The sequence below is a fragment of the Sphingopyxis sp. genome, assembly GCF_016704835.1.
Lineage (GTDB): Bacteria > Pseudomonadota > Alphaproteobacteria > Sphingomonadales > Sphingomonadaceae > Sphingopyxis.
Genome location: NZ_JADIZJ010000005.1, coordinates 279239 through 299145, shown reverse-complemented (window position 1 = coordinate 299145; position 19907 = coordinate 279239). Strand labels below are relative to the sequence as shown.

The following is a 19907-nucleotide window of genomic DNA, read 5'->3' as shown; positions in this document are numbered from 1 at the left end:
GTTATGTCGATGGCGGGGGGCGGCCTATCCTTTCTATCTTAAGGCGAAAGGACGATCCAATCGACTCGCGACCGGCCCTTAATGGCGTGCTAGCGGTGATCCTCCGGTCGCCCGCGCGTCATGCGCCCGTCATCGTGCCGCGCCACCCCGATCCAACGAGAACCTCAAAAGGAGAGACTGCATGAACGACCAGACCCCCATCGGCAGCGGTTGCCCCGTCCACCAGCCCGGCGGCATGCGTGCCCTGCTCGGCCGCACCAACAAGGACTGGTGGCCCGAGATGCTGGCGACCGAGATCCTGAACCCCAATGGCCCGTCGAACCCGATGGGCGACGACTTCGATTATTCGAAGGCGTTCGCGCTGCTCGACTACGCAGCGCTTAAGGCCGATCTCACCGCGCTGATGACCGACAGCCAGCCGTGGTGGCCGGCCGACTATGGGCATTATGGTCCCTTCTTCATTCGAATGGCTTGGCACGCGGCGGGCACTTATCGCACCGCCGACGGCCGCGGCGGCGCCAACAGCGGGCAGCAGCGTTTCGCGCCGCTCGATAGCTGGCCCGACAACGGCAATCTCGACAAGGCGCGGCGCCTGCTGTGGCCGATTAAACAGAAATATGGCAACAAGATCAGCTGGGCCGACTTGTTCATCCTGACCGGTAACGTCGCCATCGAAAGCATGGGCGGTCCAGTGTTCGGCTTTGGCGGCGGCCGTGCCGACGTGTTCGAACCCGAGCGCGACATCTATTGGGGCAGCGAAGACAAGTGGGTGAACCAGGGGGTACAAACCCGCATTGCTCCCGAACATGGCATGAAAGAGCTGGAAGGCCCGCTCGCCGCGATCCAGATGGGCCTCATCTACGTCAATCCCGAAGGGCCGCAGGGCAATCCGCACGACGACGAAGGCATGGCGCGCGATATGAAGGAAACCTTCGCGCGCATGGCGATGAACGACGAGGAAACCGTCGCGCTCACCGCGGGCGGTCACACCTTCGGCAAGGCGCACGGCAACGGCGACGCCTCGCTGCTCGGTTCCGCGCCTGCGGGTGGCGATCTGGCCGCGCTGGGTTTTGGCTGGGTCAGCAGCCATGACAGCGGCGGCATTGGCGAGCATACCGTGACCAGCGGTATTGAAGGCGCGTGGACGAACACCCCGCGCGAGTGGACGGAGAATTATTTCCGCCTGCTTTTCGACTATGATTACGAGCTGGTGCAGTCGCCCGCGGGCGCAAACCAGTGGCAGCCGATCAACCAGAAAGAAGAGGATATGGCGCCGGCGGCCTGGGATCCGAATATCAAGGTCCCGACGATGATGACGACCGCGGACATGGCGCTGAAGCGCGATCCCGCCTATCGCGCGATCAGCGAGCGGTTCCGTGCCGACCACGAAGCGTTCAAGGACGCCTTTGCGCGGGCGTGGTTCAAGCTGACCCACCGCGATATGGGGCCGAAAGTCCGCTACCTCGGCCCGGAGGTTCCCGCCGAAGACCTGATCTGGCAGGATCCGATCCCCGCCGGAACGATACCGTCGGACGCAGACGTCGCTGCGGTGAAGGACAAGATCGCCAATAGCGGCCTAACCGTCAGCCAGCTGATCAAAACCGCCTGGGCCTCGGCCAGCACCTATCGCAAGTCCGACCATCGCGGCGGCGCCAACGGTGCGCGCGTTCGCCTTGCCCCGCAAAAGGATTGGGAGGTCAACGAGCCTGCAATGCTGGCGAAGGTGATCGAAACGCTCGACGGCCTGCGCGGTAGCCTGTCGATCGCAGATGCCATCGTGCTCGGCGGTGTTGTCGGCCTCGAAAAGGCGATCAAGGACGCGGGTTTCAACGTCGCGGTGCCGTTCGCCGGTGGCCGCGGCGATGCGACCGCGGAACAGACCGATGCCGACAGCTTTGCGGTGATGGAACCCGAAGCCGATGCGTTCCGCAACTATCTTGGCAAGAAGAAGCTCGCGGTGAAGACCGAGGAAATGATGCTCGATCGCGCGTCGCTGCTCGGCCTGTCGGTGCCCGAAATGACCGTGCTTGTCGGGGGCTTGCGCGTTCTCGGTGCCAATCATGGCGAGCGCGGGCACGGCCATTTCACCAAGCGGTCGGGTCAGCTGACCAACGACTTCTTTGTCAACCTGCTCGACATGACCAATGTCTGGAAGGCTGTCGATGGGTCGGAGGATCAGGAATATGTCGCCACCGATCGCAAGGGCGGCGGAGAAACCTGGCGCGCCACGCGTGCCGATCTGGTGTTCGGGTCGAATTCGGAGCTGCGCGCGGTGGCCGAAGTCTATGCCGAAACCGGCCATGAAGAGAAGTTCGTCAAGGATTTCGTCAAGGCCTGGACCAAGGTGATGAACGCCGACCGCTTCGACCTCTGATCTGGACCAGCCGAACAGACGATGGGTTGCGGACCCGCCCCCGGGGACATGGGCCTGGGGGCGGGTCTTTCTTTTCGGGGAACGAAGGGTTCATTCCGGCGACAATTCCTATTCATCATTTGTCACTCTCAACTTGTTTCAGGGACCATGGCCGGATTTGGTCAATGGCGGAGCGTTGGGCGAGAACGCGGGCCATGGATGCAGAAACAAGTTCAACATGACGAGGTTCAGAGAACCGCTTTTCATTTCACGCCTGGTTTTGATGCCCTTTAAGCGACAAAAGTTACGCACGTGCGCGTTCATTCTGTCTCCTTTGCCGCTTTAAGGCGGTGTGGCGGGGCCGTACGGCACTACCGCGGCGGCAAGGCAAACCCGATGGAGCCCCTCCACCAGCTTCGCTGGCCCCTCTCCCCGTTCAGGGAGGATCTCGTGCGTCCGCTTCGAACCCCAGGGCCGACATGGACATGGGGATATGGCATCGCCTGCACGATGTCAGCAAACCAGTGCCCCCGCAATCCGCGCCACCAGCGCCTCGGCTCCCGCCTCATCGGCCGCGGTAAACCGTGCCGGCAGCGGGCTGTCGAGGTCGAGGACGCCGACCAGCCGGTCGCCCGCGATCACCGGCACCACCAGTTCACTGCGGCTGTCGGCGTCGCACGCGATATGACCGGGAAAGGCGTGGACGTCCTCGGCGCGCTGGGTCGCGCGGAGGCGAGCAGCGGCTCCGCATACCCCCTTGTCGAGCGGAATGCGGATGCACGCCGCCTTGCCCTGGAATGGGCCGAGTACCAGCTCGGTCCCGTCGAAGCGGTAAAAACCCGCCCAGTTCAGATCGGGGATCGCCTGCCAGATCAGCGCCGCGACATTCGCCATATTCGCGATGCCGTCGTGCTCGCCCGCGACCAATGCCGCGGCGGCGTCGCCCGCCTCGGCCCAGAGGGCAGCAGTGTCGGTGGCGGTGAAGGCAAGGTTATAGGACATGGGTTTCCTTCAGACAGGACAGGATTTTACCGGGATCGACGACGGCTGTGCATCGGCGCGCCAACTGATCCGGACAATCACATATTGGGCGTCATGATCGGAAAGGCGAGGACCATTTTTGCCGTCGAACAATGTCGTGACCGCGAGCGGTTCGACACGAAGTGTGTCCGAACTGCGATAGCCGAGGAGGTCGTAGGCGTCGGACCAGGCCTGAATGTCGGTCATCGGCGCGGCGCGGGCGGTCATGCCCGGTCCTTTTGCGGCCAGCCGAAAGCCCGGATCGCGCGCGAAATGCCCGCGCTTGTCGCCCGTCCGATAATTATTGAAATCGCCTGCCGCGATCATCGCCCGACGCGTGATCGCACCGCGGCCGCGCAGCAGAATGTCATTTTCGCTCGTCTGGAGGAAATGCGCGATCTCGGCTCGTTGGATCGATACCCCGGATGATTCGCGCGAGTTGCGATGCGTATTGAAGATGTGGAGACTATCGGGCGCATCCGGGATGCCGAGAATGATATTCTGACCGCCCTTGTTCGACAGGCAATCATATCCGGCACAGCTGTCGGCGGCAAAGGGCGCGCTGACATGGTCTATCACCGGCAGGTCGGTGGCGATGTACAGACCGCTGTCGAGCCATTTTCCGATGCCTTCGCCTTTCCGCCATCGTGCGCCGTGGTGATAGTCCTGTGGCGGCGCTGCGGCAGGAAAATGCCTCAAATCGTCAAGCGCCGGACCGGGCAGGATCGAGTGAAACCTCCCGGCGACGGCGATCCGCGACGCTGCGGGTGTGAACGCCTTTTGCAAGATCAAGATGTCGGGCCCCAGTCCCGCCTCGCGTCGCCTGGCGAGCCAATCGGCAATCCGCCTCAGCTTTGCGTGGCGTCCGCTGCGGATCGGCCAGGGGAGCCCCTCGACATTCCAGAGCAGGACGCGAAGCTGCATCGCCTGGCGCCCGTCGGCACGCGTGTCGACCCGCGGCAGCTTGGTCCGGTCGTAGCAGCCGGCGCGATGTTCGACGCGCGCAGCACGCCCGTCGGGCAGAATCGCCCAGATTGCCGCCGCGGCCGCCAGCAGCAGGCCGCCGGCAATCCACGGCCAGCGCCTTATTCGATGGTCAGTCCGGTCCATTTCGCAGCAAAGGCATATTTGTCAGCCGCTTCGGCAATGATTTTGGGGTATCCGGAATTTCTGGTTGATAAAATGCCAAAGATGTAAAGAAGAAAATCTTTCTCAGCGGATTATCTGATTGATCCTCTTCAGCCTACTCTACTGCCAATTTTCTGTTTCCACCTTCGCCTGAGTCTTCATAGCGATGCTGACTAGGGAGGACAGCGAGCTGGGCAAGCGTCAAAGCGGTTCTGGTTCATGCGCAATCCGGACACCTGCACAACATTCCTCTTGTAAGAAACCGATCAAATTCTCTAGGTGCCCATACTCGGGTATACAGACAATCGTGCGGCTATGTTTCTCCTGCCGGATCAGCCCTACCTTGGCCATGCGCGCAAGGTGATGTGATAGCGTCGAAGCAGGAATACCCAGCCCCTTCTGGATATCTCCGACCGAAGCCCCATCATGGCCAGCTTTGACCAGAAAGCGGAACACGGACAGTCGGTGACTATTCCCTAGCTCAGCTAAGCTGGCTGCAACCTTTTCGTGATCCATAGCACGCCCCAATAATTCGATGTTTCTAGAATTATAGTTGACAGGTCGGATAAACGCAAGTAGGCTGCGTACATCATTTCGACAATACTAGAAATATAGGAGTAATATTGAATGTCATCTCAACTCCAAGACGCTCTAGGCATGTTCGCCTTTCTCGCTATCGAGCTATCGGTTTTATTCATTGGCATTAGCTTGCTGGTCGGAGTTCTTCAACGTCACATCCCACCATCCAAGGTGGAAGCGTTACTGACTTCCAGTGGGAAGCGAGGCTATTTTCTTGCTGCTGGTTTAGGAGCTATAACGCCCTTCTGTAGTTGCTCGACTATCCCCATGTTGAAAGGGTTGATTCGGGCACGGGCCGGTTTTGGGCCGATGATGGTGTTTCTTTTCTCATCTCCGTTGCTGAATCCTATCGTCGTCGGCCTGCTGGTTGCCACGTTTGGATGGACACTTACTGCTATCTATGTGCTCGCCGCTTTGGTGGTCGCGGTAGGTGCCGGATGGCTGCTTCACACGCTTGGCTTCGAGCGTTATGTGCGCCGGACGGCGACACAAGAGAGCAGTGGATGTAGTTCATCAGCAAGCCCGTGCAGTGCTACATCGACCGCATCGAGTTGCGGCACCAACAGCTGCGACACCACTCCGAAGACGGCTTCTTGCGGGGCTGATAGGAAGACAACAGTCTCTACGTCTAGCGAATGCTGTGACAGTCAACCCACTGTCACGGTTAAGAAAGAAGGGAAGTACAGTGGTGTGTGGCGGGAAGCTTGGTCGGACTTTATCGATGTGTTGCCTTACCTGCTCATCGGTATTGCGATTGGCAGCGTGATCTATGGTTTCATGCCCACTGACTTATTGGAGCAGTATGCAGGCCCAGATAATCCCTTTGCCATTCCAGTTGCCGCTGTCATCGGCGTGCCGTTGTATATTCGCGCTGAAGCCGTCATACCTCTGGCAGCGGCTCTGATGGCCAAAGGCGTGGGTGCCGGGACGGTGCTAGCGTTGATCATCGGCAGTGCCGGAGCCAGCCTGACTGAGCTCATTCTGTTGCGCTCTTTGTTCACGCTGAAGCTTTTAGCGGCGTTTTTAGCAGTCATTTTTGCTATGGCGATGATTGCCGGTTACGCCACCTACCTGTTTTTCTGATCAAGGCGGGAGATGATTAATTCGTTAAGCCTTCCTGGGTACCAGTTGGTGGATTCTGATGAGCAGAATGAAGACATACATTTTCGGCTTGAAGCACCTACACCAGTAGCCTGCGAGGGGGTGCGGCGTGCAGGGTGAGTTCGTGCGGTTCGGCAAGCGTGACGTTCCCTATCGTGATCTGCCCATCCACGGCAAGCGGGTCACTCTCTGGGTGGTCCGCCGCCGATACACCTGCCGGGCCTGCAAGACAACATTCAGGCCCCAGCTACCGGAGATGGTGGACGGATTCCGTATGACACTGCGGCTGCATGAGTACGTGGAGAAGGAATCCTTCAACCACCCCTACACCTTGTGGCGGCACAGACCGGCCTGGACGAGAAGACGGTGCGCGACATCTTCAACGCCCGCGCCGAGTTCCTGGGGCGCTGGCACCGCTTCGAGACGCCCCGCATCCTGGGCATTGACGAGCTATACCTGAACAAGCGCTACCGCTGCATTCTGACCAACATTGAGGAGCGAACCCTGCTCGACCTGCTGGCCACCCGCCGCCAGGACGTGGTGACCAACTACCTGATGAAGCTGAAAGACCGGCAGAAGGTCGAGATCGTCAGCATGGACATGTGGAACCCCTACCGGGCAGCGGTCAAGGCTGTGCTGCCCCAGGCCCGTATCGTGGTCGATAAGTTCCATGTGGTGCGCATGGCCAACGATGCCCTAGAGAGAGTGCGCAAGGGCCTCAGAAAGGAGCTGAAACCGTCCCAGAGCCGGACTCTCAAGGGAGACCGGAAAATCCTGCTGAAACGCGCTCACGAAGTCTCAGACCGGGAGCGCCTCATCATGGAGACCTGGACAGGCGCGTTCCCGCAACTGCTGGCCGCCTACGAGCACAAGGAGCGCTTCTACGGCATCTGGGACGCCACCACACGGCTCCAGGCAGAAGCCGCCCTGGACGAGTGGATAGCCACCATCCCGAAGGGCCAAAAGGAAGTCTGGAGCGATCTGGTCAGGGCAGTGGGAAACTGGCGCGAAGAGACCATGACCTACTTCGAGACGGACATGCCCGTCACCAACGCTTACACGGAGTCCATCAACCGACTGGCCAAGGACAAGAACCGTGAAGGGCGCGGTTACTCCTTCGAGGTGATGCGGGCACGAATGCTCTACACCACGAAGCACAAGAAGAAGGCACCGACTGCGAAGGTCTCTCCTTTCTACAAGAAAACCATCGGTTACGGACTGCCGGACTTCGCAGAGGAACTCAACTACGGAGTCGATCTATCAACCATCTGATAATGGTATCAGGTTGGTGGGGTAAAGGTGCCCCATCAACCATTAAATCCGTATACCCTGATTTTGTCGGTCGGTTTGCCGCTGCCGTGACCGGCGCGGGTTTCGACGCGGATCAGGTGCGGCTTCGCGCCCGCGTTCGCATGCTGGAGCTGCGCGGTATATTTGAAGCTGTGCCCCGGCACGACGCGGTCATCGGTATCGGCGGTGGTCACCAGGACTGCGGGATAAGCGGCGCCCGACTGGATATTATGATAGGGTGAGTAAGCGAGCAGGTTCTTGAAATCGGCCTCTTTCGACGGGTAGCCATAATCGTCGACCCAATAGCGTCCGGCGGTGAAGCGGTCGAAGCGCAGCATGTCCATTACCCCCACTGCAGGCAGCGCTGCGGCGAACAGGTCGGGGCGCTGGTTGGTGACCGCGCCGACGAGAAGCCCGCCGTTCGAGCCGCCCTCGATCGCGACCTGGCCCTTGCCGGCGATCCCCTGCGCGATCAGATATTCGCCTGCGCCGATGAAATCGTCGAAGACATTCTGTTTCCTGTCGAGTCGCCCGGCGTCGTGCCACGCCTTCCCATATTCGCCGCCGCCGCGCAGGTTGGCGATCGCCAGTACCCCGCCCTTGTCGACCCACGCCAGCCGCGTCGGCGAAAAGCCGGGGGTCATCGACACATTGAAGCCGCCATAGCCATAGAGCAATGTCGGCGATCCCTTGCTGCGGTCGAGGCCCTTTTTCATGACGAGGAACATCGGCACCTCGGTGCCATCCTTCGATTTGTAGAAGCGCTGCTCAACGCTGAAATCATCGGGTTTGAAGGTCAGCTTGGGCTCGGCGAAAATCTCGCTTTTTCCCGTCGCGGTGTCGAGCCGATAGATCGTCGTCGGGCGAGCATAGCTCGAGAAGGCATAAAAGGTTTCGGGATCGCTCGACTTGCCGCCAAAGCCCGATGCCGATCCGATGTCGGCGAGCTTGATGTCGGCGACTTTCTTGCCGTCAAGCGCGATCATCTCGGCCTGCGATTTCGCATCGCCAAGGTAGGACAGAATGATGCGATCGCCCACGCGCGATGCGCCGACGAGCGTGTTGGCGCTTTCGGCGACCAGTTCGGTCAGCTTGCCGGGCTTGCGAATGTCCATCGCCACCAGCCGCTCGCGCGGGGCGCCCTTGTTGGTGACAAAGGTGAACAGCGGCCCCTGGTTCGTCACATATTCCCAGTTGTTCGCGAAATCATCGACCAGCGTGATCGGTTTGCCGACCCTCTTGGCGATGGGGTAAAGTGTCAGCCCCAGCCGCGCGTCGGTGCCTTCGGACCCGACAACTAGCAGATATTGACCATCGTCGGTGACGATCGCGCTATTGTTAAGCTTGGGCTTGTCCGGCGTCGCATGGATCAGCACATCCTCGCTCTGCGGAGTGCCGAGCTGGTGAAAATAGACGCTGTGATTTTCGTTGAGCGACTGGAACGCCTCGCCATCCTTCGGCTCGGGAAAGCGCGAGTAATAGAAACCGCTGCCGTCCTTGGCCCAATCGAGCGCCGAAAATTTCACCCAGCGAACCTCGTCGGACAGATCCTGACCGGTCGCGACGTCCTTCACCCGCACGATCCGCCAGTCGGTGCCGCCGTCCTGCACCGAATAGAGCAGATGCTTGCCGTCCTCCGAAGGGTTCCATTCGGCGAGCGCGGTGGCGCCGTCCTTCGCCCACAAATTGGGGTCGATCAACACGCGGCCTTCGCCCTTCAGCCCTTCGCGGACATAGAGTACCGACTGCGGCTGGAGTCCGTCGTTGCGCGTATAGAAATAGCGCGTTCCCGCCTTGGTCGGCAGCCCGAAGCGCTCGTAATTATACAGTTCGGTCATCCGCTGTTTGAACGTTTCGCGACCGGGCAGGGTAGCAAGATAAGCGTCGGTGACCTTGTTCTGCGCCGCGACCCAGGCGGCGACCTTCGGATTGACGCGGACATCGTCCTCCAGCCACCGATAGGGATCGGCGACTTCGACCCCGAACTGCGGATCGACCGTGTTGCCGCGCGCTGTTTCGGGATAGGTCAGCGCCGGTGCGGGAGCCGATGCCGACGCGGAATCGGCCGCGTGGACCGCCGCCGGGGTCATGGAAAGAGCAACCAGCGCCAGCGGCGCGAACAGGGTTTTACGGTGCATGGCAAGGCGATCCTCATGATCCGGGGGAAATTATCGTGCGCAGATATGTAAGGATGGAAAAGCCGGGAGCAAGCGGATTTGTCCGGCGACCCGGCCCCTTGCCCTCCTCTGCGCATGCTTACACGCTCTCATCTACCAGACTATGTGCCGCGATGGATCACAAATAATAGTGCATCAGTTGTTTACGAATAAACACGCGTTTTACCACAGTATTTATTGTCATCTAACTTGTTATGATGAGAATGTTGATTTAACCGGGTCACCGCAGCCACGGGTCGCAATTGTTCGGGCTGCGCAACCGAAAGGGATATTCCCGATGAAAGCGACCCACGACTTAGCGACCAAATTTTCGTCCGCGCGTTTCGACAAAGGCCGCATGAAGGCTTTTGCCGAGCATGTCGCGAAGATTGAAGCGAGCGGCGACATCCAGATCATCGATATTCTCGACAACGGCATTCCCCCGTTCGAGGATCTGGCGAGCGTGCATTTCAAGGTACCGCGGACGAAGATCGGCACCATTTTGGGCGATTTGCTGGCGGCAGGCACCCTCAACCCCAGCGTCATCATCAACGGCATTCCGGCTGAACGCCTGGTCAATGTCCATGTCGCGGTGCGTGGGCACTGACCCTTGGTCGGTGCCATTGTGAGCAAGACGGTTCAGGTTCACCTGAACCGTCGTTGCAATCTCGCCTGCGCCCATTGTTATTCGGCTTCGGGGCCGCGTGAGACCGAACAATTATCGGCGGGCGCGCTGATCCGTTTTCTTGAGGAGGCCGCGAACGAAGGCTATGGCGTCGTCGCCTTTTCCGGCGGTGAGCCGTTTCTCTACGAAGATTTCGCCGCAGTGCTGGCGGCGGCGAAGGCACTGGGCCTGCGCCGCCTCGCGGTGACCAACGGCACCGTATTCAACGGGCCTCGCGCGGCGGCGTTGGCGCAGCTCGATCTCGTAGCCGTCAGTGTCGATGGCCGTGAGGCGGTGCACAACCGAATCCGCCGCTCGCCCACCGCCTTCGCGCGGATGCTGAAGGGCCTCGATGTCGTGCGCGGTGCCGGGCTGCCCTTCGGGATTGCGCATACCGTGACGCGGGATAGCTTGGCCGACCTGCCCTGGATGGCGCAGTTCGCGGTCGAACAGGGCGCGCGCATCCTTCAACTGCATCCGCTTGGCCTGGTCGGCGCGGCCGAAGAGGGGCTTGCCGGCGGTGGGCTCGACGGCGAAATCCTCGCGCGGACCTGGCTCACGGCGCTGGCATTGCAGGCCGACTATGGCGAGCGGTTGGCGATCCATGTCGATCTGTTCAACCGGGCGACGCTCGCCGCGCGGCCCGATCTGGTGGTGCCGGGCGAGGGCGATGATATGAGCAATCCGCGCCTTTCGGACATCCTCAACCCGCTGGTCGTGATGGCCAATGGCGAACTCAGCCCGATCTGCCACGCGATGGGACCGGCGCTCCGCCTCGGCCGCCTCGGCAGCGAACCGCTGCCGCAAATCGCTCGCCGCTTCCGGGCGACGAAGCTCGGCGACCTTCGCGCCCTGTGCCGCAGCCTGTGGCAGGAGGTGGTCGACGACGAAGAGGGCTGGCCGTATCTCAACTGGTACGAACTGCTCGAAACCCGAGCGCAGCTACAGCTTGTGCATTGAGCGGGCGCGGTCAATGTCCACGCCTGAGGTCGTGATTCCCAACGCCGCAAAATCGCTCTCGGACTCCGCCAGTGTCAGCATCCCGGCGCACACCCGTGCGCCCGGCGCAGGTGCGTGCCCGCTCTGAAATCGCCGCAGCATCGTCAGCGCCGCAAGCACCGGCACATACGGCCCGCGATTGCCGTCGGCGCGTAGCGTCCAGCGGCCGTTTGCTGGCCCGCCATATGCACCGCGCCCGTGAACGATCACGTCCATCGCCCCGACATCGCTGCCGAACGGCAGCAACAGCTTCGCCACCGCCAGCAACGGCCGTGACGCCGGGCGCAGGCTGTGCACCCACCTCCAGCGTATCGGCAAGGATAGCAGCGCCAGCCCCAGATGGAGCAGGCTCAACTCCATCCCCGCGAAAAACTCGGCGCTGCCCTGCGGGGCATAGCGCGCGACGAGCAGATCCTGCTCGGGCGTATCACATACACTCGCCCAGCGCTGGCCCACGCCCGGGACCGTCCAGCGCTGCGTCATTCCCCAGCCCGGCACGATGGTCCACGTCCCTCCGCGCCAAACGCGCACCGGGCGGCCGACATAGGACAGGATCGCCTGCACCACCGCCAGTCCGCGCGGCGCGCGGTTGCCGGGGAAGATGCCGATGCGGATAGTGTCGATGCTTGTCCACCCGGCGGTCAGCGCATCGATCACCGCATGCGACAGCGCCGGGATGGAGCTCGCGCCGCAGGTGACGCTGACCCCGGCTGCCTTCGCCGCCGCATCATGATTGCCGATCGCCGCGACGAATTCGCGCCCGTCGGCCAGGTCGAGATAGTGAACGCCCGCCGCGATCGCCGCCGCGATCACCGTCGGCGCCGACGCCTGAAACGGCCCTGCGGCATCGACAACGACATCAAACCCGGCAAGGTCAGCTCCCGTGACGCGTTCGCGATCAAGCACCCGCACCGCCAGCCCGCCCAACCGCGCGGCCAGCGCATCGAGCTTTGGCCGGTCGCGCGCGGCCAGTGTCAGCGCGATGCCGGACTCGCGCACCGCCCGTTCGGCGAGCCGGCTCCCGAACACCCCCGTCGCCCCGATCAGCAGGACGCGCAGGTCAGCCATCGCGAAAAAGCCCATGCTGGTTGACCAATGGGCCAAGCCGCGGGTGCGTGACCTTGAGGTCGAACGCAAAGCGGCCGCTGCCCAGATGCTGGTGCGTCACAACCGTTTTCCCCGGCGTCATCCAGCCGGGCAGTCGCAGCCGGACGCGGCCGAGACGCCAGAAATAATGCTCGGACGTGAAAATCAGCGCGCCACCCTCGGCGCGCACCGTCAGCGCCATGCCGAACCCGCCGCCAATATGCTCTTCGAGCCCCGTCGCGCCGGAAAAGCTCTTGGCGCTATGGATCACTTGCGGATGTCCCCGCGGTCGGCCGTAGAGTCGTGTCCAGCATTGCCCGCTGCTGAGCCGATCTTCGCTGACCGCCACCGCGGCGGGTGCAGGGCCGCTCGCCGCCAGCGGCAGCGGCGCGCCGATCAGGCGGCACATTTGCGCCAGCAGCCAGCCCGCACCCGACAACCGCGTCCACACGATCTCGCCGCTGTAGGTCGCGGTCGCTTGCCCCGTCAGTCGTTTGGAAAAACGCCGCCGCACATCCTCGGGCAGCGCGTCCCAAGCGGCATGCGGCACGAGCCGGCGAAAGCGGTCGTCGGTGAGCGCCATGTCTCCCGGGTATGGTTCGTGCCGGGTCACGGCCGCACCGTCATCCTCATCCCGCTCGACACAGTCGCCAGGGGACCGGGAATCGACGCCGCTTTTTTGTTGGACCCGTTCCCGCATCGTTCGTCTCCTATTCCGCGTTCTTGCCCTTGCCCGGGCGCCAGTTGATGAGCTTCGTCACCCCGGCACCCAGCTTGATCAGCCGCATCAGTGCGGGTTTGGGGACGTTCAGCATCTCGTCGTGCCAGCGGCTCATCGTCGTCACGAAATCGAGCATGTCGGACAGACGCGTCTTGGCATCTTCGCTCAGCTGCGGGTCGTGCGCGGCGCGCGCGACGCAGGCTTTCAGCGCCGCCTCGGCCGGATCGACCTCGCGCGCCTTGCGCCCCGCCGCGATCCGCGTCACCATTTCCCAGATGTCGGTCTCGGCGGCGAAATGGTCGCGCCGATCGCCGAGCAGCGGCACCCGCTGGATCAGTCGCCAGCCGAGCAGTTCCTTGATCGAGTTCGACACGTTCGAACGCGCCAGCCCCAACATCTCTGCGATCTCCTCGGCATGCAGCGGGCGGTCGGACACGAACAGCAGCGCATGGATTTGCGCCACCGATCGATTGACCCCCCATTGCCCGCCCAAATTGCCCCAATGGAGGATGAATTCGGTCGCCGCGGGAGACAGTTTCGACTCATATTCTACAATTTCTGTCATAACAGAAATATCAGGCACAGCGGACTGAATGTCAATGAAAAGGTTTGACGTGGATCGGTATCAGGGCCGAGTCAGGGTGCTCCAGAACCCGATCAGGATCCGGACCTTTTCGGTTGTCGTGCCGACGACGCGGGCAATGTGGGCGCGGCTTTCGGCAAGCACGTCGGGCGAAAATTCGCGACCGTTGCTGCCCAGCAATTCGGCGGTGGACACCCCCAGCAGCTTGCCAAGGGCCGCGATACTTCCATGGCGCGGGCGGGGGCGGTCATGTTCCCACGCCGATACAGCGGGTACGCTGACGTTGAATTTGGTCGCCAGTTGCATCTGGCTGCGCCGGTGCGTGACGCGGAGCTGGCGCAAGCGGGTGCCGAGGGATTTGGTCCCCGAACGCGCCTGTCCCATTGGGTCTATTGCCATTCGATCATCGGGCAGCGGACGGACGTTACTTTCACTCGCCATCCCGTGGTAAATACACGAGCGCTACGGTGAGGCGCCGCGCTTTTATGTGCGAGTACACCAGCCGTTGCGGCGGCAAATTGACCTGGCGCAGAAGAAAAGGGCGGCCATCCTGTCGGAGGCCGCCCTTGATCTTGTGTCGTTAGAGCGAGGCTCAGGCTTCCGCCATATCCTCGTCATACTGTTCGACCGGACCCGAATCCTGGCCCTTGGCGTCGACGTCGCGATCGACGAGTTCGATGATCGCCATCGGCGCCGCGTCGGAAGCGCGGATACCCGCCTTGATAACGCGCGCGTAACCGCCGTTGCGGTCCTTGTAACGCTCGGCCAGGGTGTCGAACAGCTTGACCAGCTGGGTGTCGTCCATGAGGCGGCTCATCGCGAGGCGACGATTGGCCAGACCACCGCGCTTGGCGAGCGTGATCAGCTTTTCGATATAGGGACGCAGTTCCTTCGCCTTGGCGACGGTCGTCGTGATCTGCTCATGCTTGATGAGCGCAGCCGACATGTTGCGGAACAGGGCCGTGCGGTGCGCACTGGTGCGCTGCAGTTTCCGGCCGCCCTTTTTATGACGCATGGTAACTTCCTTCGTTTGTCAGAGGGGCCGTGTGAGGTACCCCAAGCCAGGTCGATTGCGGGCCGACCCATTCCCGTTGTGACAGCGCCCCGGCGGACCGGGGCGCTTATCTCGATTAACCCAGCAGTTCCTGCTCGAGCTTCTTGGCCATCTCTTCGATGTTTTCCGGCGGCCAGCCGGGAATGTCCATGCCCAGGCGAAGACCCATCGACGACAGCACTTCCTTGATCTCGTTCAAGGATTTGCGGCCGAAGTTCGGGGTGCGCAGCATTTCGGCTTCGGTCTTTTGCACGAGATCACCGATGTAGATGATGTTGTCGTTCTTGAGACAGTTGGCCGAGCGGACCGACAGTTCGAGCTCGTCGACCTTCTTGAGCAGGAAGCGGTTGAGCTGGTTGACGTCCGACTCGTCGGCGGTGGTCGGCGATGCCGCCATGCCGATCATGCCGCTGTCGTTCATCGCTTCTTCGAAGTGGACGAAGACCTGGAGCTGGTCCTGGAGGATGCGCGCGGCGTAGGCCACGGCGTCTTCCGGGGTGATCGTGCCGTCGGTTTCGACGGTCAGGTTCAGCTTGTCATAGTCCAGTTCCTGACCGATGCGGGCATTGTCGACCTTGTAGGCGACCTGGCGCACCGGCGAGTAGAGCGAGTCGACCGGGATCAGGCCGATCGGCGCGTCGATCGGCCGGTTGGCGGTCGCGGGGACATAACCCTTGCCGGTGTCGGCAACGAGTTCCATGTTCAGTGTCGCGCCGTCGTCGAGGTGACAGATGACATGGTTCGGGTTCATCACCTTGATGTCGCCCGACACCATGATATCGCCAGCTTTGACGGTCGCGGGACCGGTCGCCGAAAGCTGGAGCCGCTTCGGGCCTTCGCCTTCCATCTTGAGAGCGATCTGCTTCACGTTCAGGACGATGTCGGTGACATCTTCGCGCACGCCGGTCAGGCTCGAGAATTCGTGGAGGACGTTCTCGATCTTGATCGACGTGATCGCCGCACCCTGGAGCGACGAGAGCAATACGCGGCGCAGCGCGTTGCCGAGCGTCAGGCCAAAGCCGCGCTCGAGCGGTTCGGCGACGAAAGTCGCCTTGCGCTTGCCGTCGCTGCCAGCCTTGATTTCCAGGTTGCTGGGCTTCTTCAATTCCTGCCAGTTCCGGATATTGACAGTCATGGTCTTCCCTTTGCTTTTGGCGGGACGAATTGGGGGTCGACCAATCTGTCCGGCGTTAGGAGTATAGCGGATGCAGCCCCGGAAATGGGGCGCATCCGAAGCAGGCGTCAGACGCGGCGGCGCTTGGCCGGGCGGACACCATTGTGCGGGATCGGGGTCACATCGCGGATCGAGGTGATGTGGAAACCAACCGCTTGCAGCGCGCGCAGCGCCGATTCACGGCCGGCGCCGGGGCCCTTCACTTCGACTTCCAGCGTGCGGACGCCATGTTCGGCGGCCTTCTTGCCGGCGTCTTCGGCGCAGACCTGCGCCGCATAGGGAGTCGACTTGCGGCTCCCCTTGAAACCCATCATTCCGGCGCTCGACCAGGCGATCGCGTTGCCCTGCGCGTCGGTGATGGTGATCATCGTATTGTTGAAGGTCGCGTTGACGTGCGCGACGCCCGACGAGATGTTTTTGCGTTCGCGCCGACGAAGGCGCTGCGGTTCACGAGCCATGATGTAATCCTAACCTAATCCTGAATGGCCGGTGGCGGGCGATGCGCCGCTGCCCCGGCAGGGGAAACAAGGAAGCGCGCCCGGACGGACGCGCTCAGACCTTATTTCTTCTTACCGGCGATCGCCTTGGCCTTGCCCTTGCGCGTGCGCGCATTGGTGTGCGTGCGCTGGCCGCGGACCGGCAGGCCCTTGCGATGACGCAGGCCGCGATAGCAGGCGAGATCCATCAGGCGCTTGATGTTCATCGCCGTGGTCCGGCGAAGATCACCTTCGACCGTCAGGTCGGCGTCAATCGTTTCACGGATCTGCAGCACTTCGGCGTCGGACAGGTCCTGGACGCGGCGCGACTGATCGATGCCCAGCTTGGTGGCGATGTCGACGGCGGTCTTGCGGCCGATACCATGGATGTAGGTGAGCGCGATGATCACGCGCTTGTTGGTGGGCAAGTTGACGCCCGCAATACGTGCCATAAGTTACTTTCTCCTGCTCCACAGGGCCGTAGGCAATCGGCCCCATCTCAAAGCGTCTGATTTCCAACGCAAAAAACGGACCACGAATGCACGCTATGCGCTTCGCCGTCCGGTCATGATGTCGGAATGGAGGCGCAACTAAGGTGAGTCGGGCCGATTGTCAAGCCGAGTGCGGTGGTTTGCACGGCGTTTCGACCGTTAGGATGCCGATCCTAGAATCACCGCGCGATCGCGCAAGCGGTCGACCACGGCTGTGTGGATTCCCGGTGCGCAAGTGATCACGCCAAAGGCCTGCGCGCGCGGTGTGTTAAACATCAGCGCATCGCCAAAAGCATCGGTGACGGTCGCCCCTGCCTCGGCCGCGATCAGCGCCGCGGCAGCGACATCCCATTCGAAGCCCCAGCGCAGCGTCGCGACCAGGTCGGCGCGGTCGTCAGCGACGAGCGCCATGCGCAGCGCGATGCTGTTCGGCTTGGTGACGATGACGAGGTCGCTGTCGACTTTCGGCAGCGCATCGGCGGGGACGCGCGACCCCGAAAATGTCGTGCGCTGGCTGGCGTATAATGTTTCGCCGTTGAGCTGGGCGCCTTGGCCCTTTTGCGCCACCCACAATTCGTCGAGCGCGGGGGCATAGAGGATGCCGAATTCGGGCGTGCCATCGATCACCAGCGCGACCGACACGCACCAGCCGGGACGGCCGCGGATGAAGTCGCGGGTGCCGTCGATCGGATCGACGCACCACAGCGCCCGGCACGACAAGCGGTCGGCGTTGTCGGCAGTTTCTTCGGAAAGCCACCCCGCCTCGGGCACCATCGCGCCGAGTACCGCCTTCAGCCGCGCATCGACCGCGAGGTCGACGTCGCTGACCGGATTGTCGTGCGACTTGTGCCAGACATCGACCGCCTTTCCTTCTCCGCGCCATCGCGCCATCGCCATGTCGCCGACTTCGCGCGTCGCGGCGATCGCGGCTTCGAGGTTGCGGCCGGGCATCCGCCGCCGTTCAGCTTGACGCGACGGTCATGCCGTCGATGCGCAGCGTCGGCGCGTTGATGCCATGGCGAAACTCCAGGTCGTTGGCGGGGACCAGCGCGGCGAACATGTCGATCAGATTGCCAGCAATGGTGAACTCGGCAATCGGCCCGGCAATCACGCCGTCCTTGATCCGGAAACCCGACGCGCCGCGACTGTAATCGCCGGTGACCGGGTTAACGCCGTGGCCGATCAGCTCGGTGACATAGACGCCGTCGGCGATGCCTTCCACCAGTGCCGCAGGCGTCACACGCCCGGCCGCCAGGTGCAGATTGCTCGCGCCGACCCCCGATGCGCCGCCGCCGCGGCTGGCATGACCGGTCGGGGTCAGGCCGAGCTGCTTCGCCGAAGCGGTGTCGAGCAGCCAGCCGGTGATCTTGCCGTCGGCAACCAGGTCGCGCGCGGCGGTCGGCAGGCCTTCGCCGTCGAAGGCCCGGCTGCGCAACCCGCGCGGCCGGTGCGGCTCATCACGAATGACGATGCTGCGATCGAACAATAGTTGGTCTTCCTTGCCGAGCAGAAAGCTGGTGCCGCGCGCGATCGCGGGTCCGGCGATCGCGCCGAGCAGGTGGCCGACGATGCCGCCGCCGACGCGCGGATCGAGGATGACGGGGACCTTGCCGTTCGGTGCCTTGCCGGGATTGAGCCGCGCGACGGCGCGGGTTCCGGCGCGGGTGCCGATCGCCTCGACGCTTTCGAGATCGCCCAGATGATGCGCGCTGTGCCAGCCATAGTCGCGCTGCATGCTCGCGCCTTCGCCCGCGATGACGCTCGCCGACAGGCTGTGGCCGCTCGACCCGTAACCCCCGGCAAAGCCGTGGCTGGTGGCGAGCGCAAAGCGGGTGCGGCTGTGGCTGGCGCTGCCGCCTTCGCTGTTGGTGACCCCGGCGACCGCGCGCGCCGCTTCCTCGACTGCCAGCGCGGCTTCGCGCAGCGCGGCCGGATCGGCTTCGCTGCCGTCATCGAGGTCGAGGTCGGGAACCTGGCCTTTGAACAGCAGCGCTTCGGGTGCCAGAGAGGCATAGGGATCTTCGGGGGCCTCGCGCGCCATCGCGACGCAGCGGGAGACCAGCTTCGTCAGCTCGCGCGCATCCATGTCGGCGGTTGACACGCTGGCGCTGCGCTGGCCGACGAAGACGCGCAGCGAAATATCCTGCCCCTCCGACCGCTCGACATCCTCGAGTGCGCCCAGCCGCATCGAGACCGACGTGGCGGCATTGCAATAATAGAGCGCGTCAGCGGCATCGGCGCCGGCCTTGGCGGCGGCGGCACACAGCAACTGCGCGCGATCGAGGGCTTCGGAAACGGTGAGCATTGCCGCGCCCTATACGGCGGGCAGCAGGGCGTCAAAATCAAAGTCTGCAATTTTCGTCGGCCCGGACCTGATCCGGGGTTCATGACTGCGCCGCTGGAATGGATCCCGGATCAGGTCCGGGAAGACGAGGAACGCAGAAAGATTAGTTGGCGATCGCCGCGATCGCGTCAGTCGCAGCCATTGCGCCGCTGACCCACAAAAAGGGCAGTGTTAGAGCAGCGACCCACAGGCGGCGGACGTCGCGGCGAAAGCGCGCGTGCAGACCCCAGCTGGCAAGCGCCTGACGGCTGAGGTGATACCAGCGGCGTTCGGTCGAACGCGCTACGGGGACGGCGAGGGCGAGAAGGACGATCAGTGCGACAAAAATCAGTGTGGATGATGCCCCTGCGGCGATCGCGCTCGATACCAGCCAGATTTGCAATATGGCGAAAGCAACCAGCGCAGTCGCGGCGTGCCAGGTCATGCGGCGGCCGAGACTCCGCGCTGCCGGCACACTATGTGTCGAGCGCCGCCATAGGCGCGGTCCGAATGCTGATGCCATTTTTCAGCCCCCTTAGGCTGGCGATTCCCAGAAACGCCACGATTTCAGCCCAATATTCCCAAGTCAAGACAGGTTGGCACCGATTCGTTAACAATTCCGCTCAATTCACCCCGGATTCGCAACCAAATCGCGCCAGATCACCAAAAATATTGCATGAAGGGCCGAATCGGCCGCAGTGAGGGCGCT

At 62.6% G+C, this 19907-nt stretch carries 19 protein-coding genes and 1 pseudogene; 5 read left to right on the top strand and 15 right to left on the bottom strand.

Translation table 11 applies throughout. The features are described 5' to 3' along the window. The first annotated feature begins 181 nt into the window (after window positions 1–181). On the top strand, window positions 182–2374 hold the full coding sequence (gene katG, locus IPF76_RS11000) for a catalase/peroxidase HPI (protein ID WP_293843592.1): 2193 nt from the start codon (window positions 182–184) through the stop codon (window positions 2372–2374). A 492-nt stretch (window positions 2375–2866) separates the two neighbouring features. Here katG and IPF76_RS10995 read toward each other — a convergent pair whose 3' ends face one another. From IPF76_RS10995 to IPF76_RS10985, 3 genes are all read right to left on the bottom strand, one after another. Continuing rightward, on the bottom strand, window positions 2867–3355 hold the full coding sequence (locus IPF76_RS10995; RefSeq protein WP_293843589.1) for a GAF domain-containing protein: 489 nt from the start codon (window positions 3353–3355) through the stop codon (window positions 2867–2869). 9 nt (window positions 3356–3364) lie between these two features. After that, entirely contained in the window at window positions 3365–4483 is a 1119-nt protein-coding gene (locus IPF76_RS10990; RefSeq protein ID WP_293843587.1) for a hypothetical protein, read from the bottom strand. Window positions 4484–4702: 219 nt separating this feature from the next. Then, window positions 4703–5017 carry a helix-turn-helix domain-containing protein gene (locus IPF76_RS10985; RefSeq protein ID WP_000349485.1) on the bottom strand — a complete coding sequence of 105 codons (315 nt, stop codon included), beginning with the start codon at window positions 5015–5017 and terminating at the stop codon, window positions 4703–4705. A gap of 111 nt (window positions 5018–5128) precedes the next feature. Between IPF76_RS10985 and IPF76_RS10980 the strand changes: the two genes are divergently transcribed. After that, the gene (locus tag IPF76_RS10980) at window positions 5129–6163 is read left to right on the top strand and encodes a permease (protein ID WP_000098298.1); all 1035 of its coding nucleotides are present in this window, start codon (window positions 5129–5131) and stop codon (window positions 6161–6163) included. A gap of 12 nt (window positions 6164–6175) precedes the next feature. Continuing rightward, window positions 6176–7453 (top strand): annotated as a pseudogene (locus IPF76_RS10975) (ISL3 family transposase). A 35-nt stretch (window positions 7454–7488) separates the two neighbouring features. Here the strand turns inward: IPF76_RS10975 and IPF76_RS10970 are convergent. After that, the gene (locus tag IPF76_RS10970) at window positions 7489–9609 is read right to left on the bottom strand and encodes a prolyl oligopeptidase family serine peptidase (RefSeq protein WP_293843436.1); all 2121 of its coding nucleotides are present in this window, start codon (window positions 9607–9609) and stop codon (window positions 7489–7491) included. A gap of 316 nt (window positions 9610–9925) precedes the next feature. Between IPF76_RS10970 and IPF76_RS10965 the strand changes: the two genes are divergently transcribed. Both IPF76_RS10965 and IPF76_RS10960 read left to right on the top strand, forming a co-directional pair. After that, a complete protein-coding gene (locus IPF76_RS10965; protein ID WP_293843433.1) occupies window positions 9926–10234 on the top strand; it encodes a hypothetical protein in 309 nt (102 codons plus the stop codon). Window positions 10235–10252: 18 nt separating this feature from the next. Then, the gene (locus tag IPF76_RS10960) at window positions 10253–11251 is read left to right on the top strand and encodes a radical SAM protein (protein WP_293843430.1); all 999 of its coding nucleotides are present in this window, start codon (window positions 10253–10255) and stop codon (window positions 11249–11251) included. Here the strand turns inward: IPF76_RS10960 and IPF76_RS10955 are convergent. From IPF76_RS10955 to IPF76_RS10905, 11 genes are all read right to left on the bottom strand, one after another. Continuing rightward, entirely contained in the window at window positions 11234–12358 is a 1125-nt protein-coding gene (locus IPF76_RS10955; RefSeq protein ID WP_293843427.1) for a saccharopine dehydrogenase NADP-binding domain-containing protein, read from the bottom strand. The two genes, IPF76_RS10960 and IPF76_RS10955, sit on opposite strands and share 18 nt — an antisense overlap. Continuing rightward, window positions 12351–12989 carry a DUF4166 domain-containing protein gene (locus tag IPF76_RS10950; RefSeq protein WP_293843424.1) on the bottom strand — a complete coding sequence of 213 codons (639 nt, stop codon included), beginning with the start codon at window positions 12987–12989 and terminating at the stop codon, window positions 12351–12353. Before IPF76_RS10950 ends, IPF76_RS10955 begins: the two co-directional genes overlap by 8 nt. Window positions 12990–13086: 97 nt before the next feature. Then, window positions 13087–13662: a MarR family transcriptional regulator gene (locus IPF76_RS10945; protein ID WP_293843421.1), complete on the bottom strand. Its 576-nt coding sequence runs from the start codon at window positions 13660–13662 to the stop codon at window positions 13087–13089. 60 nt (window positions 13663–13722) lie between these two features. Continuing rightward, on the bottom strand, window positions 13723–14079 hold the full coding sequence (locus tag IPF76_RS10940) for a helix-turn-helix transcriptional regulator (RefSeq protein WP_293843418.1): 357 nt from the start codon (window positions 14077–14079) through the stop codon (window positions 13723–13725). Between the two features lie 193 nt (window positions 14080–14272). Next, window positions 14273–14695, bottom strand: coding sequence for a 50S ribosomal protein L17 (gene rplQ / locus IPF76_RS10935; protein WP_293843415.1), 423 nt, complete (start codon window positions 14693–14695; stop codon window positions 14273–14275). A 115-nt stretch (window positions 14696–14810) separates the two neighbouring features. Then, window positions 14811–15869, bottom strand: a complete 1059-nt coding sequence (locus IPF76_RS10930; protein WP_293697749.1) for a DNA-directed RNA polymerase subunit alpha — start codon at window positions 15867–15869, stop codon at window positions 14811–14813. 107 nt (window positions 15870–15976) lie between these two features. Beyond that, window positions 15977–16366 (bottom strand): 30S ribosomal protein S11, encoded by a 390-nt coding sequence (rpsK, locus tag IPF76_RS10925; RefSeq protein WP_003040416.1) that lies wholly within the window; start codon window positions 16364–16366, stop codon window positions 15977–15979. A gap of 101 nt (window positions 16367–16467) precedes the next feature. Continuing rightward, on the bottom strand, window positions 16468–16836 hold the full coding sequence (gene rpsM, locus IPF76_RS10920) for a 30S ribosomal protein S13 (protein WP_088442503.1): 369 nt from the start codon (window positions 16834–16836) through the stop codon (window positions 16468–16470). A 198-nt stretch (window positions 16837–17034) separates the two neighbouring features. Continuing rightward, a complete protein-coding gene (locus tag IPF76_RS10915) occupies window positions 17035–17826 on the bottom strand; it encodes an inositol monophosphatase family protein (protein ID WP_293843412.1) in 792 nt (263 codons plus the stop codon). 10 nt (window positions 17827–17836) lie between these two features. After that, window positions 17837–19180 carry a metallopeptidase TldD-related protein gene (locus IPF76_RS10910; RefSeq protein ID WP_293843409.1) on the bottom strand — a complete coding sequence of 448 codons (1344 nt, stop codon included), beginning with the start codon at window positions 19178–19180 and terminating at the stop codon, window positions 17837–17839. 142 nt (window positions 19181–19322) lie between these two features. After that, on the bottom strand, window positions 19323–19721 hold the full coding sequence (locus tag IPF76_RS10905; protein ID WP_293843406.1) for a hypothetical protein: 399 nt from the start codon (window positions 19719–19721) through the stop codon (window positions 19323–19325). Between the last annotated feature and the right edge of the window lie 186 nt (window positions 19722–19907).

Excerpts from the sequence above, each read along its gene's own strand:
- IPF76_RS10985 (WP_000349485.1), bottom strand. The coding sequence starts at position 5,017 with ATGGATCACGAAAAGGTTGCAGCCAGCTTAGCTGAGCTAGGGAATAGT.
- IPF76_RS10930 (WP_293697749.1), bottom strand. The coding sequence starts at position 15,869 with ATGACTGTCAATATCCGGAACTGGCAGGAATTGAAGAAGCCCAGCAAC.
- IPF76_RS10945 (WP_293843421.1), bottom strand. The coding sequence starts at position 13,662 with ATGACAGAAATTGTAGAATATGAGTCGAAACTGTCTCCCGCGGCGACC.
- IPF76_RS10980 (WP_000098298.1), top strand. The coding sequence starts at position 5,129 with ATGTCATCTCAACTCCAAGACGCTCTAGGCATGTTCGCCTTTCTCGCT.
- rpsM (WP_088442503.1), bottom strand. The coding sequence starts at position 16,836 with ATGGCACGTATTGCGGGCGTCAACTTGCCCACCAACAAGCGCGTGATC.
- IPF76_RS10995 (WP_293843589.1), bottom strand. The coding sequence starts at position 3,355 with ATGTCCTATAACCTTGCCTTCACCGCCACCGACACTGCTGCCCTCTGG.
- IPF76_RS10955 (WP_293843427.1), bottom strand. The coding sequence starts at position 12,358 with ATGGCTGACCTGCGCGTCCTGCTGATCGGGGCGACGGGGGTGTTCGGG.
- IPF76_RS10965 (WP_293843433.1), top strand. The coding sequence starts at position 9,926 with ATGAAAGCGACCCACGACTTAGCGACCAAATTTTCGTCCGCGCGTTTC.
- rplQ (WP_293843415.1), bottom strand. The coding sequence starts at position 14,695 with ATGCGTCATAAAAAGGGCGGCCGGAAACTGCAGCGCACCAGTGCGCAC.
- IPF76_RS10915 (WP_293843412.1), bottom strand. The coding sequence starts at position 17,826 with ATGCCCGGCCGCAACCTCGAAGCCGCGATCGCCGCGACGCGCGAAGTC.
- katG (WP_293843592.1), top strand. The coding sequence starts at position 182 with ATGAACGACCAGACCCCCATCGGCAGCGGTTGCCCCGTCCACCAGCCC.
- IPF76_RS10905 (WP_293843406.1), bottom strand. The coding sequence starts at position 19,721 with ATGGCATCAGCATTCGGACCGCGCCTATGGCGGCGCTCGACACATAGT.
- IPF76_RS10940 (WP_293843418.1), bottom strand. The coding sequence starts at position 14,079 with ATGGCAATAGACCCAATGGGACAGGCGCGTTCGGGGACCAAATCCCTC.
- IPF76_RS10970 (WP_293843436.1), bottom strand. The coding sequence starts at position 9,609 with ATGCACCGTAAAACCCTGTTCGCGCCGCTGGCGCTGGTTGCTCTTTCC.
- IPF76_RS10990 (WP_293843587.1), bottom strand. The coding sequence starts at position 4,483 with ATGGACCGGACTGACCATCGAATAAGGCGCTGGCCGTGGATTGCCGGC.
- rpsK (WP_003040416.1), bottom strand. The coding sequence starts at position 16,366 with ATGGCTCGTGAACCGCAGCGCCTTCGTCGGCGCGAACGCAAAAACATC.
- IPF76_RS10910 (WP_293843409.1), bottom strand. The coding sequence starts at position 19,180 with ATGCTCACCGTTTCCGAAGCCCTCGATCGCGCGCAGTTGCTGTGTGCC.